This window comes from Methylocystis parvus, from assembly GCF_049675845.1.
In the GTDB taxonomy this organism is placed as follows: domain Bacteria; phylum Pseudomonadota; class Alphaproteobacteria; order Rhizobiales; family Beijerinckiaceae; genus Methylocystis; species Methylocystis parvus_A.
The window spans coordinates 790357-806384 of the sequence record NZ_CP187161.1 but is presented as its reverse complement, the minus strand read 5'-3'; the positions used below and the strand labels follow the sequence as shown (position 1 = coordinate 806384).

The 16028-nt window shown below is 63.2% G+C and carries 19 protein-coding genes, 1 tRNA gene and 1 pseudogene; 9 read left to right on the top strand and 12 right to left on the bottom strand.

The annotated features are described in order from the left end of the window. Positions 1-44: 44 nt before the first annotated feature. Entirely contained in the window at positions 45-488 is a 444-nt protein-coding gene (locus ACPFMJ_RS04380) for an acyltransferase (protein ID WP_424362642.1), read from the bottom strand. A 9-nt stretch (positions 489-497) separates the two neighbouring features. Here ACPFMJ_RS04380 and ACPFMJ_RS04375 point away from each other — a divergent pair, with 9 nt between their 5' ends. After that, positions 498-830 (top strand): hypothetical protein, encoded by a 333-nt coding sequence (locus ACPFMJ_RS04375; RefSeq protein WP_424362641.1) that lies wholly within the window; start codon positions 498-500, stop codon positions 828-830. 82 nt (positions 831-912) lie between these two features. On the opposite strand, the gene ACPFMJ_RS04370 is transcribed toward ACPFMJ_RS04375, so the two are convergent. Next, a complete protein-coding gene (locus ACPFMJ_RS04370; RefSeq protein ID WP_424362640.1) occupies positions 913-1347 on the bottom strand; it encodes an iron-sulfur cluster assembly scaffold protein in 435 nt (144 codons plus the stop codon). Between the two features lie 256 nt (positions 1348-1603). Here ACPFMJ_RS04370 and folE point away from each other — a divergent pair, with 256 nt between their 5' ends. From folE to ACPFMJ_RS04350, 4 genes are all read left to right on the top strand, one after another. After that, entirely contained in the window at positions 1604-2296 is a 693-nt protein-coding gene (folE, locus tag ACPFMJ_RS04365) for a GTP cyclohydrolase I FolE (RefSeq protein ID WP_424362639.1), read from the top strand. Further along, a complete protein-coding gene (gene hisI, locus ACPFMJ_RS04360; RefSeq protein WP_424362638.1) occupies positions 2296-2682 on the top strand; it encodes a phosphoribosyl-AMP cyclohydrolase in 387 nt (128 codons plus the stop codon). The genes folE and hisI overlap by 1 nt, the downstream gene beginning before the upstream one ends. A gap of 89 nt (positions 2683-2771) precedes the next feature. Next, the gene (locus ACPFMJ_RS04355) at positions 2772-3041 is read left to right on the top strand and encodes a phosphopantetheine-binding protein (RefSeq protein WP_424362637.1); all 270 of its coding nucleotides are present in this window, start codon (positions 2772-2774) and stop codon (positions 3039-3041) included. 286 nt (positions 3042-3327) lie between these two features. Beyond that, positions 3328-4317: a patatin-like phospholipase family protein gene (locus ACPFMJ_RS04350; RefSeq protein ID WP_424363786.1), complete on the top strand. Its 990-nt coding sequence runs from the start codon at positions 3328-3330 to the stop codon at positions 4315-4317. Positions 4318-4365: 48 nt separating this feature from the next. Here the strand turns inward: ACPFMJ_RS04350 and ACPFMJ_RS04345 are convergent, their stop codons facing one another. Continuing rightward, on the bottom strand, positions 4366-4797 hold the full coding sequence (locus ACPFMJ_RS04345) for a CBS domain-containing protein (protein WP_424362636.1): 432 nt from the start codon (positions 4795-4797) through the stop codon (positions 4366-4368). A 138-nt stretch (positions 4798-4935) separates the two neighbouring features. Continuing rightward, positions 4936-5709 (bottom strand): rhomboid family intramembrane serine protease, encoded by a 774-nt coding sequence (locus tag ACPFMJ_RS04340; protein WP_424362635.1) that lies wholly within the window; start codon positions 5707-5709, stop codon positions 4936-4938. A 424-nt stretch (positions 5710-6133) separates the two neighbouring features. Between ACPFMJ_RS04340 and ACPFMJ_RS04335 the strand changes: the two genes are divergently transcribed. The 4 genes from ACPFMJ_RS04335 to ACPFMJ_RS04320 all read left to right on the top strand — a co-directional run bounded on the left by ACPFMJ_RS04335 (position 6134) and on the right by ACPFMJ_RS04320 (position 9422). Continuing rightward, positions 6134-6754, top strand: a complete 621-nt coding sequence (locus ACPFMJ_RS04335; RefSeq protein ID WP_424362634.1) for a PAS domain-containing protein — start codon at positions 6134-6136, stop codon at positions 6752-6754. A gap of 90 nt (positions 6755-6844) precedes the next feature. Further along, complete coding sequence (locus ACPFMJ_RS04330) at positions 6845-7459, top strand: PilZ domain-containing protein (protein WP_424362633.1); 615 nt, start codon at positions 6845-6847, stop codon at positions 7457-7459. 101 nt (positions 7460-7560) lie between these two features. Then, a complete protein-coding gene (locus ACPFMJ_RS04325) occupies positions 7561-8871 on the top strand; it encodes a DUF2157 domain-containing protein (RefSeq protein WP_424362632.1) in 1311 nt (436 codons plus the stop codon). Next, positions 8868-9422, top strand: a complete 555-nt coding sequence (locus ACPFMJ_RS04320; protein ID WP_424362631.1) for a GDYXXLXY domain-containing protein — start codon at positions 8868-8870, stop codon at positions 9420-9422. Before ACPFMJ_RS04325 ends, ACPFMJ_RS04320 begins: the two co-directional genes overlap by 4 nt. 22 nt (positions 9423-9444) lie before the next feature. Here ACPFMJ_RS04320 and ACPFMJ_RS04315 read toward each other — a convergent pair whose 3' ends face one another. From ACPFMJ_RS04315 to ACPFMJ_RS04280, 8 genes and pseudogenes are all read right to left on the bottom strand, one after another. Further along, the gene (locus ACPFMJ_RS04315; protein WP_424362630.1) at positions 9445-9591 is read right to left on the bottom strand and encodes a cysteine rich repeat-containing protein; all 147 of its coding nucleotides are present in this window, start codon (positions 9589-9591) and stop codon (positions 9445-9447) included. A gap of 102 nt (positions 9592-9693) precedes the next feature. Then, positions 9694-10053, bottom strand: a complete 360-nt coding sequence (locus ACPFMJ_RS04310; protein ID WP_424362629.1) for a hypothetical protein — start codon at positions 10051-10053, stop codon at positions 9694-9696. A gap of 124 nt (positions 10054-10177) precedes the next feature. Continuing rightward, the gene (locus ACPFMJ_RS04305; RefSeq protein WP_424362628.1) at positions 10178-10375 is read right to left on the bottom strand and encodes a hypothetical protein; all 198 of its coding nucleotides are present in this window, start codon (positions 10373-10375) and stop codon (positions 10178-10180) included. Between the two features lie 188 nt (positions 10376-10563). Continuing rightward, on the bottom strand, positions 10564-11388 hold the full coding sequence (locus ACPFMJ_RS04300) for a hypothetical protein (RefSeq protein ID WP_424362627.1): 825 nt from the start codon (positions 11386-11388) through the stop codon (positions 10564-10566). Positions 11389-11893: 505 nt separating this feature from the next. Next, a pseudogene (locus ACPFMJ_RS04295) lies at positions 11894-12708 on the bottom strand (SDR family oxidoreductase). A 49-nt stretch (positions 12709-12757) separates the two neighbouring features. Next, positions 12758-14116: an MBL fold metallo-hydrolase RNA specificity domain-containing protein gene (locus ACPFMJ_RS04290; protein ID WP_424362626.1), complete on the bottom strand. Its 1359-nt coding sequence runs from the start codon at positions 14114-14116 to the stop codon at positions 12758-12760. Positions 14117-14268: 152 nt separating this feature from the next. Then, positions 14269-15462, bottom strand: coding sequence for a hypothetical protein (locus ACPFMJ_RS04285; protein WP_424362625.1), 1194 nt, complete (start codon positions 15460-15462; stop codon positions 14269-14271). A gap of 485 nt (positions 15463-15947) precedes the next feature. Then, positions 15948-16025 (bottom strand) — tRNA-Pro (locus tag ACPFMJ_RS04280). Positions 16026-16028: the final 3 nt, after the last annotated feature.

Genomic DNA, 16028 nt, shown 5'->3' with positions numbered 1-16028 from the left:
GGCGGCGAGGCTAGGGCGCTTTCGTCGATCGGGCAAAGCCCGGCCTATGAAAGGCGCGCCGATTCCTCGCGCGCGAATTGGAGGTCGCGCGGCTCGACATGATTTACGGGCCTCGACCAACTCACGCCGCGCTTGGCGATTTTCGCGGGCGCCCCGACGGCCAGGCTGAACGGTTCGATGGGTTTATTGGCGAGGCTGCTCGCGCCGACGATGCTGCCGCGGCCGATGCGCTCGGGCGCAAGGATCAGGGCGCGGTAGCCGATCCAGACATGCTTGTCGATCACCAAGTCCTTGGGCGGCCGATTGAGGATCGCCCCGCTTTCGACGTCGAAGACCGTGTGCATGTCGTAGTTTCGGATATTAATTTCGTCGCTGAACATGCAGTCGTCGCCGATGACGACGCTTCTACCTTCGCCCTCGATCTCGGCCCTGCAACCAACCACCGTCGTCTTTGGGCCGACATAGAAGGTTTGGTTGCTTGAGCGCAAATATATGTCGTGGAAGCGCATGAAATCCACGATTTGTGGAAAGAAGACGCGTGTATTGGCGCCAGCGGCCCTGATGACGATATATGTTCGCGGCGGATATTTGCTTCTACCGAAAACGAATATGTTACCGGGTTTGTGATTGTGAATAATAATCCGTCCCACGGGAGCGGTCGGGTCCTGAACGAAAATCCGACAGTCCCTGCTGCCATGAAGCTCGATGCCGAGTTCCTTGATCGTCGCCAGGTCGTGGCCATGCACAGGGTGGAAGCTCTCGAGGTCTTCTTCTTTGAAGTCGGAAACCGATCTGGCGAAAGAAATGTCTCCAACGGGACAAGACTTTGAAGTTGTCGCTCCATTTGCAGGAGACAACTCAGATGTATTGTTGTTCAATTACGTCTCCCCGGACCTGCCGTCCCGCGACGAGCTATGACCGTTCCGCCTCGGCCTTCTCCAGCGCATCCACCACGGCGTCGAAGGCCAGCATCGTCGACCCATGGCGGGCCTTGTAGTCCCGCACGGGCTCGAGCACGGCGAGATCGGCCCATTTGCCCTCGGGCGGCGGGCCGTTCTCCTTCAGCATCCTGCGCAGGGCTTCGCGGGCCTCCCGCAGCTCTTGCGGCGTCGAGCCGACGACGTTCCGGGCCATGATAGAGGCGGAAGCCTGGCCAAGCGCGCAGGCTTTCAACTCATGCGCGTAATCGGCCACTTTCCCGTCATGCAGAGTGATGTCCACCGTGATCGTCGAGCCGCAGAGCTTGGAGTAGCCCTTGGCGGTCGCGTCTGGGCGCTCCAGCCGGCCGAGGCGGGGGATGTTCCCGGCAAGTTCCAGGATTTTGGCGTTGTAGACCTTATCGAGCATCGTTCAGCGCGGGCTCTGGCGCGGGGCTTACCTTCGCTCCCGCTCCACTCTATATAGCTAGGCGAGGGGCGTGGCGAAAGCGCGCTCCCGGCGCAACGCCGAGGCGCCGCATTTCTTGCATTGACTCAGGCGAAGTCTCGAATTCTCGCGGTTTCTCGACTGTCGGAAGGGCGAAATTTGAGGTAAGTCCCATGCGTCTTGACCGCATGGGGGTCCCGCGTTGCGCGTTTTGCGACGCGATTGTTGGAGGCGCCACATGGATGACGTGGTTAAGACCTTTCCCGTTCGCCCAAGTTTCGAAGAAGACCGCATCGACGCTGTGACCACTTCCGAACCCGCCGCCGCCCATGCCGAGGAGACGGCGCCAAAGTCATTGGAGCGCCCCAGTCGCGAGGAGGCGGAGGCGGCCGTTCGCACGCTGCTGCGCTGGGCCGGCGACGACCCGGACCGCGAGGGCCTTCTCGAGACGCCGCGCCGCGTCGTGAAGGCCTATGAGGAATTCTTCAAGGGCTATGGCGAGAGCCCCGACGAAGTGCTGTCCCGCGTCTTCGAGGAGGTCGAGGGTTACAACGACCTCGTGCTCGTGCGCGACATCCCCTTCACCTCGCATTGCGAGCACCATGTCGTGCCCTTCGTCGGCAAGGCGCATATCGCCTATTATCCGACAGGCGGGGTCGTCGGCCTTTCCAAGCTCGCGCGTCTCGTCGACGTCTTCGCCAAGCGCCTGCAGACGCAGGAGGCGATGACGGCGCAGATCGCCGACGCGATCGAAACGCACCTCAATCCGCGCGGCGTCGCTGTGCTCATCGAGGCCGAGCATATGTGCATGTCGATGCGTGGCGTGCTGAAGCAGGGCTCGTCAACCGTCACGGTGCAGTTCTCCGGCGTCTTCCAGGACGATCCGAAACAGCAGGCGCATTTCTATACGCTGCTGCGCGGCGCGCGCTGATGGCGGGCTCGAAGGAGCTGGAAGAGGGGGGCGCGTTCACCCCCCGCTTCGACGCGAACGGCCTCATCGTCTGCGTGACGGTCGAGGCCGCGACGCGGGAAATCCTCATGGTCGCCTATATGAACCAGCTCGCGCTCGACAAGACGGTCGAGACGGGCGTGGCGCATTACTGGTCGCGCTCGCGCAATTCGCTCTGGCGCAAGGGCGACACGTCGGGCCAAGTGCAGCGCGTGATCTCGCTGTCCGTCGACTGCGACCAGGACGCGATCCAGCTCATGGTCGAGGCGGGCGGCGACGGCAAAGCCTGCCATACGGGACGCAAGTCCTGTTTCTACCGCAAGCTCGTGACCGAGGGCGACGCGCGGCGTCTCGTCTTCAGCGAATGAATCGCCGCGTGCGCTTTCGCACGGCGATAAAGATTCCCCTTCGCTACTCTCTCAGCATCGAAATTCAAAAAGCGGCAGGGAGAGCCAAGATGTTCGCCACCATTCAGCGCCTGATCGAGCAGGAAACCCGGATCGACGCGCAACCGCTTTCGCCCGAGGCCAATCTCTATGAGCTGGGCATGACGTCCTTTGATGCGGTGCGCCTGCTGATGGCGGTCGAGCGGGAATACAAAGTCATGTTTCCGCGCGAGGCGCTCAATCGCAAGACCTTGTCGTCCATCGAAGCGATCGCCACATCCGTTCTCGCGCTGTGGCAGCTCGAAATTGAGCCGCCGAAAAAATTGCGCATTGCGGCGTGAGCGCGCCGTCGCTGCATGAGTTGATGCTCTTTTCCTCCCAGACTGCGCGCCCGGTCTCATCAGCCGGGCCTTTTCTTTTCCCGTTGTGCAGCGCGCAACAAGAAACTCGGCAGTATGAAATAAGGTTAACCTTCTGGACATTTTCCGAGAGCAGCCTCGCTCCTACATAAAATCGAAATGTTGGGTAGAGAGACGAACAAGCAGGAATAATGCAATGTTATCGCTGCTACGACGCACGGATAATTCCGTCACCAGCGAGTCTCGCGACGCGATGAGCGGCTCTGATATGAATGTCGACTCCAGCCCGCCCGCCGTCGTCGACGGCGCGGAAGGCGACAAGCCTACGCGCCGACGCGGACAACCGTTGATCGGTCTGGCGCTCGGCGCCGGGGCCGCGCGGGGCTGGTCGCATATCGGCGTTCTGCGCGAACTCGCCGAGCATGGCATTCAGCCGGACATTGTCGCTGGCACCTCTATCGGCGCGGTCGTCGGCGGTTGCTACGCCGCCGGCAGGCTCGACGCCATCGAGGCATTCGCCCGCTCGCTGACGCGGCGGCGCGTCTTCACGCTGATGGATCTTTCTTTCTCCGGCGCAAGCCTCATCACGGGGGAGCGGCTGAAATCGGCGCTCGAGCAGGAGCTGGCGGGCTTCAATATCGAGGATGTGTCCATCCCATTTGCGGCGGTCGCGACCGAGGTCGGCACGGGCCATGAGGTGTGGCTGCAACGCGGCGTGCTCGCCCAGGCCATCCGCGCCTCCTACGCGCTGCCCGGCATCTTCGAGCCGGTGCGCATCGGCGACCGCTGGCTCTTCGACGGCGCGCTCGTCAATCCCGTGCCGGTCACGGTTTGTCGCGCGATGGGCGCCGAGTTCGTCATCGCCGTCAACGTCACGGCGGACACGATGTATCGCGCCCGCGTGATCCGCGACGATCCGGCGGCGCAGAAGAAGGCGGCGGAGGCTGGGCCTTTCGGAGAGAAGCCCGACGTCTCTTTCGTGGACCGGATTCTGCCGCGATATTTCGACCGGCACGCGGGCGACGCGCCCAATGTCGCGACGGCGATGATCGACGCCTTCAATATCATTCAGGATCGCATTTTGCGGTCGCGCCTCGCGGGCGACCCGCCGGACGCCACCATCACGGCGCGGATGGAGGACATCGGCATGTTCGACTTCCACAAGGCCGATCAGCTGATCAGCGTCGGGCGGCAGGCGGCCAAGCGCGCGCTCCCCAACATCTTCGCCCATATCCCGATTCCGGGCGCCACGGCCTGATCGCGGGGGCTCGCTCGCGTGGGGGCCACGCGAGCGAAGATCGCCGCTTCAAGCCTGCGCGATATATTCGCGCATGGAGCGGTGCTCCTCCTCGATCACGCGGATGCGGTATTTCACCACATCGCCTATCGAGACGAGGCCGGCGAGGCGGCCTTCCCGCAACACGGGAAGGTGGCGCCGACGCTCGAGCGTCATGGTCTGCATGGTGGAGTCGACCGTGTCGTTCTCATGGGCCGACACAGGATTGCTGTGCATGTGCTCGGCGACGGACGAGTCGAGCGCCTGAGGGCCGAAGGCCGCGATGGCCGCGACGAGATCACGCTCGGAGATGAGGCCCATCACTGTGCCGTCGCCATCCACGATGACGAGCGCGCCGATGCCGTGGCGGATGAGTTCCTGCGCCACTTCGCGTAGCGATAACGTCGGCGGCGACGTGACGACGTGACGACCTTTTTCGGAAAGGATCATTGCAACGGTCATGGCTTCCTCCTCGGCGACCCCCAAAACCCAAAGCCCCGCGCGCGATTTTGCTATCGCGCTTGCGGCGGGGCGGCTGATGGCGAGACGCTCTGGAACGCATGCCTGTTTGCAAGAGTCGCGGACTCCTGCAAACCGCGTTCACCCGCGTCGCGCCCAGGGTTCAAAGGCGCCGAAGGTTAGAAGACCGAACATAAAACCTCCGATATGCGCTTCCCACGCCACGGGCTCGGAGGAGCCCGACGCCGCGGGGAGGGCGCCGAGGAGGAAGTTAGCGCCGAACCAGACGACTAGAAAAAGCATCGCCTGACGATTCTCGCCGATTTGCGAAAGGGAGGCGGTCGTCGCTTCCCGTCCGTCTATTGCGCCGTTGTCGCCCAGCCGCGCGCCGGGGGTAAAGGCGAAACGCACGATCGCGGCCATGGTTCCTGAGATCGCTGCGGAGGCTCCGACAACAGGAGCCGCGTCGAGGGGATGAAAGGCGAAATGCGCCAGCGCGCCCGCCACGGCGCAGGCCGCGAAAAAGGCGAGGAAGCGCGCGGGCGCGAGCCGCCGCGCCACGGGAGCGCCAAAAGCCGCGAGCGTCAGCCCGTTGATCGCCAGGTGCGTCCAGCCGCCATGCAGAAAGGCGTAGGTGAGCAGCGTGAGATAGACGGCGCCGCCGCCATTCAGCGTCGCGGCGATTTGCTCTTGCGCCGCGCCGCCGAGCGCGTCCGCATCCGCGAGAGAGGAGAGAACCGTCTGCGGCGCAAGCGCGAAGCTCAGTCTCAAGGGCACGAAGGACAGGGCGTCATAGACCGCGTAGACGAGTCCCTTCGGGGCGACGCCCGCGAAGAGCTGGATTGCGAACATGACGCCAAGAAGGGCGGTCACCACGCCGGGCAGATTGAGAATGGGTTCCCTGTCGGCGCTCACGATTTCCTCACGGCCCTTTTCTGGTGCGGATTAACTTAGAGGGGCCAGCGTCCCGCAATGGGACAAAACCCGCTCGTCGTCGAGCGATTTATGAAACGGTCGTGGCTGAGGAGAGGGTCGGCGACCGGGGTGGAACAGGGGAGGGGGAACGTCGGAGCAAACGTCCCCCCTCTTGTCTCTTTCCCTTCGCTTGGCAAAAGCAACAAGTCAAATTTGTTCTTATTGGTTCATAACTTGCCGGTTGTCTTCGAGGGGTCGGAGCATCTCCCCCTCAACGTCCCGGCATGAGAACAAGGTCTCACAGGGCGACGTTTCCGGCAAGGAGAGCATTGAAAAAGGGTTAATTTCGTTAACCGATGGCACGCCCGCTGCTGTTGACGCCGCATGAGGCCCCCGATGACGAGGAGCCGTTTCAATACGGGTCATGGGGCCGGTGATTTACGGCGGGCGAAGCATGAGACAGCAGGTAAGCAAGGACTTGTTCGCTTACTGGAGCGAATTGAAGGGCGAGAGATTGGCGCCCGACCGCGCGGATATCGATCCGGGCGCGATAAAGAACATACTTGCCGACACCTTCATTCTCGAAGTCGACGCCGAGGCCCAGTTCCCGTTGCGTCTCTCGGGCGGGCGGGTCAACGCGCTCTGGATGCGCGAACAGAAGGGGCGATCTTTTATCGAATTCTGGCAGCCGGCGGACCGGCGCAGCGTCGGCTCGGCCGTCACCACTGTCGTCGACGGAGTTGTCCCCGTGGTCGCCGGGGTGAAAACCTATATCGAAGGCCATTCGCTGCTGGAGCTAGAGCTGCTGCTCCTCCCGCTTCGCCACTTCGGAAAGACGCACTCTCGGGTGCTCGGCGCGCTTTCTCCCGTTTACCAACCCGAATGGCTTGGCCAATTGCGGGCCGGTCCTCTGGAACTGATTTCGCTGCGCGTGATCGAGGCGGCCCACGCCCCCGCAAGCGCTTCGAATGTCCAGCCTTTTCCGTTTGCCAAATCCGCCCGGTCGCGCCCCCGGCTCGTTGTTTACGATGGCGATAAACTATGATCGCTCTTTTCCTTTCGGACCCGGGCGTAAGCAATCTTTAATTGGACCGGCGGTATTGTCTGGAAACTCAATGCGGAAGTACGACCAGACATGGCCGCAATTCAACCCCAACTGAATTACCTCTACGACTCGCGCGAGAACCGTCGGTTTCAGCGAGTCCCCGTGACCCTTTTCGGGCGCTACATGCTTGAGTCGCGGCGGGAGTATCCGTGCCAGACCGTCGAAATGTCTCCAGGCGACATGACGCTGTTTGCGCCCGTCAAGGCGCAGATCGGTGAGAAGGTCGTCGTCTATCTAGACGAGATCGGCCGTTTCGCCGGCGTCGCCATGCGTCAGACCGATGTCGGCTTCGCGCTTTCGATGAATCTGCCGCCGATGAAGCGCGACAAGCTCGCCGATCAGCTCACCTGGTTCGCAAATCGACACGCCTTCAATCTGCCGGAAGACCGCCGCCACGAGCGTATTGTGCCGCTGATGCAGCGCACGCTCGTGCGTCTTCCCGAGGGGAACGAGATCATCGCCAAGATCAAGGATATCTCACTCTCCGGCGTCGGCATCGAGACCGAGGCGCGTCCCTATCTCGGCGCCAAGATCATTATCGGCACGACGCCCGCCGTCGTCGTTCGCCATTTCGAGGGCGGCATCGGCGCGGAATTCGAGAAGCCTTTCAATCCGGGCGACATCGACGAGTCGACGCGACTCTGAACCGCGGCGCCAAAGAGTTGCGCGCCGAGGGGTATTAGACTTCAATTCGTCTTTGAACGCTTCGCCGCCCCGGCGAGGTCAATCGATTTGAGCGTCTCGCCATGCAGGATCGCAAGCATGTGGCCTGGCTCTACAGCCAGTTGCCGGATCTGGTGCGGGCCGGAATCATTCCCCAGGAGTCGGTCGCACGGCTTCAAGAGCGCTACGGCGACGTCGAGCAGAGCGGACGAAGCCGCGCCATTGTCCTTTTCGGCATTCTCGGGGCCGCGCTCATCGGCGGCGGCGTCATCCTGCTGCTCGCGCATAATTGGGACGATCTGAGCCGCGCGACGCGGACCGCGCTTTCCTTCGCCCCGATGCTCATCGGGCAGGGCCTCTGCGGATGGACGCTTGCGCGCCGCCCCGACAGCGTCGCCTGGCGGGAAGGGGCGGGCACTTTCCTCACCCTCGCCATCGGCAGCTCCATCGCGCTCGTCGCACAGACCTATCATCTGGGCGGGAGCTTCGAGGATTTTCTGCTGAGCTGGGCGCTTCTCGCGCTGCCCGTCGCCTATCTGATGCGCGCGACGCTTCCCGCGCTCCTCTATCTCATCGCCATCGCGTCATGGGCGGGAATGACCTATCCATCCGCCTGGCTCGGAATCAGAACGGCCTTCACGCGCTCGCTCAGCTATTGGGGCCTGCTGGCGCTCGCGCTGCCCTGGTGGTTCCTCCAGATCAGGGAAGGGCGCTATCGCTCGCAGGTGACGCTCTTCGGCTGGATCCTCGTTCTCACCCTGCCGGTCGGCTATTTCCTTACCTTGGAGGAGCGCACGATCGGCGGGCTCTGGCCCGTCTGGCACAGCGCTTTCTGGACCGCGCTCTTTCTTGCCGGCAAGAAATGGTGGGGCGACGCGGGGTCGGCCAGCCAGCGCCCGCTGCAGACTGTCGGCGCGCTCGGTGCGATCGGTCTCGCCTTGGCGCTCACCTTCGAAGACGTCTGGCGCCTTCACGAGACCGTGCATGGAACAAGCGCCGGCCTATTCCTCGCCATCGCGTGGCTCGTCGCGAGCCTGGCGCTGTGGGGCGATAGCCTGCGGCGCGGCGAGCTTTCGTCGCAAACGCTTCTCGGCGCGCTGCCGCTCGTCGCGGGCGCCGCCTATGTCGTTGCGCAGGCGTCCCCCTGGGCGTCCGTCGCGCTGATGAACCTTTACGTCTTCGGTCTCGGCGTCGGCGTGCTGTCGGCGGGCGTGCGTTCGCAGGGCCTCGGCACGATGAATGCGGGCATGATGATCCTCTCGGCGCTCATCTTCTGCCGCTTCTTCGACTCCGACATCGGCTTCGTGGCGCGCGGCATAGGCTTCATCCTGATCGGCGTTGGGTTCCTGACTGCAAATCTCGTCATGCTGCGCAAACGCGGAGGGGCGAAATGAAACGCGCCTGGATTTACGCGGCCTTCCTCCTCGTCTGCCTCATTCAACTCGCCGCGCCGGCGAGCATGATCTGGAAGCAGGAGCGCGCGCTCGCCTATGGCCAGCCGTTTAGAGTTCGAACGGCGCCGGTCGATCCCTACGACGCCTTTCGCGGGAAATATGTCGCGCTGAATTTCCGCGAGGGCCTTCCAAAGCTGCCGTCGAATTTTCCGCCATCCTTCCGGGGAAAGGTCTATGCGCCGGTCATCGTCGGCGACGACGGCTTCTCGCGCTTTGGCGAAGCGGCGCTCGCGCCGCCGCAGAGCGGGCCGTATCTGACGCTGAATGTCGAACGCGGCTATCCCGGTCAGGATCTGCGTCTGCCCTTCGACCGCTATTACATGGAAGAAGCGAAGGCGCCGGCGGCGGAGACCGCCTATACGAAGGCGACGCGCGAGAAGGACGCCTATGTCGTCGTGCGCATTCTCGACGGCGACTGGGCCGTCGAGAATCTCTATGTCGGCGGCAAGCCGATCATCGACGTGCTGAGCGAGGCGGCGAAGACGCGCTGAGCTTATTTGCCCATGCTCTTTTTCATCTTCTGAAGGCCCGCGCGCAGCCGACGCTCATCTCCGCCTTGCGGCTCTTGAGGCATTGAAGAATGCGGCCGCCGCCCGGCTGGACGCCGGCGCAAAGACGCTCGACGTCGTCCTTGCAATAGGTGAGCACCGCGTCGTCCATCGCCGCCGCGGGCGTTGCGGCTGCGAGCAGTTAGCGAAAACGGCGGGGCTCGATATAACCGCGTCGTCGTGACTCGGATCAATGCGCGCTGCAGCAGAGCCGCTATTGGCAGACGTCCCAAAAGCCCTGCGAGGCGTTGTCGTCGGTGTAATACCAGCACAGTCCTTCCGCCGGGGCGGCGATCGTGGCGTAGCCATAGGCGTCCGCCGCCGACATGACGCCGACCGCCGCACCGGCGGCGATCGCTCCGCCCGGAGGCCAGGCATAGGGCCGTCGCCACGCGCCGACATAGGCGCCGCCGCCGCCGCGATAGCCGACGACCGGACCGACGCGCGCGAAACCGCGCACGAGCGTGACGGTCGATTGATCATCGAACCTTGTCACGACCGACGCGGCGTTGGCGCTTGTGGCGACGAACGCGGCCGCGCCGCAGAGCAAGTGGCAGATCCCGCGCTTCAACATTACGCCCTCCAAAAAGCTGTTGCTTTCTTGGACGTCAGCAAAGCGGCGGGCAGGGGAAAAAGCAAAGCTCTCTTCGCTTCTTGGAGACCAGCCTGTCTCCAAGATCGAGAGAATTGCCGTCAACTTACCCGCCGCCGATCCCCTCGATGATGCGGCCTGTGCCGTCGCAGCGCGGGCAGGGGGCGTCCGCCTGTGCGCCGGTTTCGAGATCGGTCGCTTTTCCTGTGCCGTGACATTCGGGACAGACGTCCTCGCCGGTCGCAGGCGCGCCGGGGGCAGGGTCGTCTTCGGGCGTTCGCTGTCGCGGAGGGATCGGTTGCATCGCTCGCCTCGCCTTTCCTTGGAAAGTAGAGGACATAGCGCGCCGCGCCGCGAGGTCGCCTGTCTAACGCTTCCGGGTTCATCCGTCGCGCCCAGAACGGGACCGTATCGTCGACGGTGCAATGTCGCACCGTTCGGCGCAGGCTGACGTCGTCGCAGGCGACGACGCCTGATCTGCGCTAATACGGCCTACTCGAGCGCGCCCTGTACGAGCGGTTGATAGCGGGTCACGATGTAGTTGTCCCCGAGGGTCTGGATTGGGCCCGATTGGTTATAAACGTCCCAGGTTCCGTTCCTGCTGATGCTGGAGCGCATGATCCGGATGGCTCCGCCGTTCTGGGCCCAGAGTCCGTAATTCGAGTTGAAACTGGAATTCAGCCTTTCGCCGATGAAAACGGTGTTGGAGGTGCCGTCGCTGATCGTCGAGACGCCGGTACCGTTGTTCGTAACCGCGCTGTTCTCGAGATAGGCGTTGACGCCGGTCGTATGGGCGCCGTCGATCAGGATCCCGTATTGGGCGTTGCTCGCGTTGACGTTCCGCCCGAGAAAACGCACCGATCCGTCATTGGGCGCGATGCGGATGTTCGCGGTCCCATTGCCCGCGATGATCGTGTCGAAGACCGTCGATGTGACGAGCGCGGTTGGCACGAAATTCAGGCCGGCGGTTACGAAGCCGCTGATGGTGCAATTCGCGATGGCGATCGAGCCTGCCGAAACGATGTTGACGCCGTGTGTGGCCAGATTTGCACCGTTGATCGTCAGACCTTTGAGAATAACAGCGTCACTCGCTCCAGCCGCAATGATGATGGCTTGTCCCGACGTTGCGAAAACGCCGGCGCCGCCCACGCCGTCATTGATCACGGCGATCGCCTTGGTGATAAGAAGCGGACCGTAACCCCCGGGATCGCGCACCTGGATGGTTCCGCCGGCGACAACGATGTTGTCGTGCGCGTATTGGAATGTCCGGCATGGGCTCGTTACGGAGCCGCATGTCGGGACGTCGTTGCCGAACATCTTCGAGACCCATCCCACAGGGGAGGTGGGAGCGGCATGCGCCGAGAAGGACGAAAGTCCGGCAAGAGCCGTCGAGGCCAGGAATAGGCGTAAAACGCTTCTGTTCATGTTGCCCAAAAAGCCCCCATGCAATAAGCGCCGCTTGAGCATTATAAGAGCCTAGCCTCGGGTGTCGCCAGCAGATTATTTGCAGCCGGCATTCCCGCACCCCCGCCATCCGGCTGTCATGCGCCGAACGCACCTTCCGACTCTGTGAAGCCTGCCGTTTTTCCAGCGGCCGCTCAGCCCGCGCGGGACGCAGCCATGCCCAAGCTGTTCTCTACGCTCAACGCTAGGCTATCTGAACGGCGCCGGTCTGGGCGCCGTGTCCTACGGCTTTATCACCCAACTCGGGGCCCACCAGGATGCGCGGATCGCCTTGGTCGCGGCGCTGGCGACCGGCCCGCTGGGCGCGCTGCTTGCACTGATATTCGCGGGTATGCGGCGCGACGGAGGCGACAATTCCTCAAACATCGAGCAGGCGGGCCATCAGGCTTTCAAATAGCTTCTGCGGCAGGATGCTCTTCAGCGCGAACAGCAAGCGCTGTTGCGGCATGGCGACGACATAGCGCGCCTTTGGCCGCGGGTCGTTCAAGATACGCTCGACAAGGGCCGCGACGGGTTCCGGCGTCGGGCATGAGGCGGCATGGCGGGTTCGACGCGCAAGGAAAGATTTGAGGCCGGCTCCGTAGGCGCTTCCTTCCGGCGCCGCCATGCGACGATTGGCGTCGATCTCCGATTTGAAGTCGCCGGGCTCCACCAACACGACATGCACGCCAAAAGGCCGGGTTTCGTAGCGCATGCTTTCGGTCAATCCCGCAAGGGCGAATTTGCTGGCGCTGTAGAGGCCGGTGTGGGGACGCCGGCGATCCCCGTCAGCGACCCCATGTTCACGATATGTCCGCGGCCATTCGCGCGCATGACTGGCAGCACGGCCTGGCTGACGCGCAGCGCGCCGAAGAAATTCGTCTCGAACAGCGCCTTGGCGTCTTCAATCGCTGTGTCTTCGACGGCGCCGCGCATGGAAAAGCCGGCATTGCTGATAAGGGCGTCGATGCGGCCGGCGCGGCCGATGATTTCCGCGACGCCGCGTTCGACCGACGCGGCGTCGTCGACGTCGAGCGTCAGCATCTCTACGCCCTCGACAAGTTCGCCGTCACGCGCGCTGCGCCCCGAGCCGAAGACGCGCCAACCCTGCGCGGCGAGATGCCGGGCGCATGTCCGCCCGATGCCCGATGTCGCGCCCGTCACGAGAACCACGCGCGCCGTCGCTTGCGTCATGCCGATTTCCGTTCTTGTCTAACCACAACGAGGCCGTGCGGATGAGAGGTCAGGAGAGCGTCACGCTTTGGAGATGATCCGGCGTCATCACGCGCCAGCCGCGTTCGTCCTGTATCCGGCGACGCAGCGTGTCGGCGGCCGTCGGCTCGCCATGCGTCACGAAAGTCATGCGCGGCGGATGCGAGAAATTACGCAGCCAGCGCATGATCTCGTCTGCGTCGGCATGCGCCGACAGCATGGCGAGATTTTCGACCTCGGCCCGCACGGGCACGAATTCGCCATGCATCTTGATGGTTCGCTCTCCTGCAACCATCGCCGCGCCGCGTGTGCCCGCGGCCTGGAACCCCGTGAACAGGATCGTATTGCGAGGATCTGGCGCAAATTTCCGCAAGTGATGCAGCACGCGGCCGCCGGTCGCCATGCCGCTCGCGGAGAGGATCACTTTGGGCGTCTCGTCCTCATTGAGCGCCTTCGATTCATCTACGGACTCGACGTATTTGGCGACGCCCACGGCGCGCCTGCGCTCGTCCTCGGAAAGACGCTGGCCGTCGTCATGCTTGGCGAATATCTCGCTCGCCGCCGCCGCCATGGGCGAGTTGAGGTAGACCGGCACATTGGCGAGACGGCCATCCGCCTTCAACTGTTCCAGGTAATAGAGGAGCATCTGAGCTCGGCCGACCGCGAAGGCGGGAATGACGACCGTGCCGCCGCGCGCAATCGTGCGGTCGATGACGGCGCGCAACGCCTCTTTCGGGTCGCGGCGGTCATGCAGCCGGTCGCCATAGGTCGACTCGACGATGAGATAATCCGCGCCGTCGATCGGCTCGGGATCGACCGTGAGCGGATCGCCGTAGCGCCCGAGGTCGCCCGAGAAAACGATCCGCCGTCCCTTCCAGTTCACTTCGAGCGACGAGGCGCCGAGAATATGGCCGGCGCGATGCAAGCGCAGCGCGACGCCTTCGCGCAGTTCGTGGTTTTTTCCGCAGGCGAGCGAGGAGAACAGCCGCATCGCGCGCCGCGCATCCTGCGAGTCATAGAGCGGCAACGCCGGATGGTGCTTCGAGAAGCCGCGGCGATTGGCGTATTCGGCGTCCTGCTCCTGCAAGTGCGCGCTGTCGGCGAGCAGAATCTTGCACAAATCGCGCGTGCCCTTCGAGCAGTAGATCGGCCCATGAAAACCATCGCGGGCCAAAGCCGGCAGATAGCCCGAATGGTCGAGATGCGCATGCGTCAGCAGCACCGCCGAGATCGCCTTCGGCTTGACCGGAAACGGCGCCCAATTGCGCAGGCGGAGATTCTTGAGGCCCTGAAAGAGCCCGCAATCGACGAGGATGCGCTCGCCTTTGCTTTCGAGAAGGTAGCGCGAGCCCGTAACAGTTCCGGCGGCGCCAAGGAATTGGATCTTCATGTCTCGCCCTTGTGCCCGGCCTGCCGAGGCTCTTTCGTTTAAGGAGCCTAACAGCCATAGCGTCGGCATTTCAACGCCGCTGCGCGATCCCCTGCCGCGCAGCCAGTTTGGACATGAGCAAAGCAGGAAACCGCCCGCTCGCGCCTATTCGCTCACTTCGTCCAAATGAACCCGGCGGCGGCGCCTTGCGCGTCGCAGCAATATGTTCCTGCGACGGCTCCGCTCGGATTGACAGCCGCAGGATACGTGTCGAACGCGCCCGGGACATTGAAGGTCGTGAAGGCGCCGCTGCGCGCGCGTATGAAGCCGCATGTCCCGGAAGGGCCGGAATAATATCCGACAACTTCTCCGCCCGGCGTGATGCCCACAGGGGTCGTGAGGTCTGATAGATTGCTCACATTAAACATTGTGAAGTTTCCGTCGGGAGCGCGCACGAATCCGTGTGACGGGGTCCGGAAGCTCCCGAATTTATAAACGCCCGTGATGACGCCACCCGGGTTGATGGCGACAGGAGTTGTGTAGCAAACGCTTTCGCAATGCTGGGGATCGACGACATTGAACGTGACAATGCCGCCGCCGGCGCCGCGTAGAAAGCCGCTTCTGAGCGTGCGGCCGGTTGGATCGGCTCGCCAGTTGCCCGTCACCTCGCCCTCTGGATTGATTGCAACAGGCTCGGTCTCCATCTCCGAGGCGCCCGAAACCGGCGGAACGTCGAACAAGGTGAGCGCTCCATCGCGGCTGCGAAGAAAGCCGCGTTGCCGGCCTCCGCACTCATAAAAGAATCCCGTCAGGTCGCCGGCCTGGCTGAATGCGACAGGCCTCGTCTCATAGGCGTTGGGGATGTCGAAATAAGTGATCGCTCCGTTTTTCGCGCGCACAAAACCGTGCTCCCCGCCGCTGCAATCGCCGCTTTCGTCACGATGGAAGTATCCGGCGATTTCGCCGGAGGCCGAGATGGCGGCGGCATGGGTGTAGGTGGCGGCGGGAATGTCGATCAGGGTCAATGCGGCCTGATGACTGAAGATGAAGCCGTGCTCGCCATTCGAGTCGAAGTAATTTCCTGTGACGTCGCCCGCCGCATTGATCGCCTTGGGGTCGGCGTTAGGAATCAGGACGAACCGCCCTTCCGGCGCGGGCCCGACCCGCTGCGTCGCGCCCGCTTGCGACTGCCGGCATTTCAAATAAGCGCGCGTCCGAAACAGGTGCTCGAATGGCGGAGGCGGGTTTGCGTCTCCTGTCAGGTCGGGCGCGAGTGCGCCGCAGACATTTTTGGTGGGAGTCTGCGCGGAGAGGTCCGTAACGACGAACGCCGCCACGAAAAGCGAAAGTGACAGAACGCGATACATTTTGCTGCCCTTCCTGAAATGCTGCGCTTTTTGTTCACGCGCTTGATCGAGACAATGAAAAAGTTGAGCCGAAGCTTGTCTGACTGGCCGGATTATCGCGGTAACCGGCGCAAGTCTGCCCCCATGCGGAGAATCTGACAACGTGGCGTTGGCGAGCAGGGCGGCGGCATTTTACCGCGCCCCAATCCTGCGCTTGGAGATGGGGGTTAGGGGAGTGTGGCGGAGCCGGCGCTTCCTACGCCTGCGTTGCTCGCTGTTGGAAAGGGCGGCCGGCGCCGGGGCGCGTAGCGGAGACGCACTTACTCCGACGCCTTTGTCGAACTCGAAGGACCCGGCTTACCGACCGGGGACATGGATGAGGCTTTGAAGCCTCTCGTGGTGCGTAGAGCCTTTTCCAAGGAGGCTTCCGGCGATTGTCGCGTCGCCTGAGCAAAGCCGCGGCAAGGGTCAGCTTGCTCGCTACCTTCACCGGTATGTTGCGGTAATGGTCGGAGTGGCGGGATTCGAACCCACGACCCCTTGTCCCCCAGACAAGTGCGCTAACCGGGCTGCGCTACACTCCGACT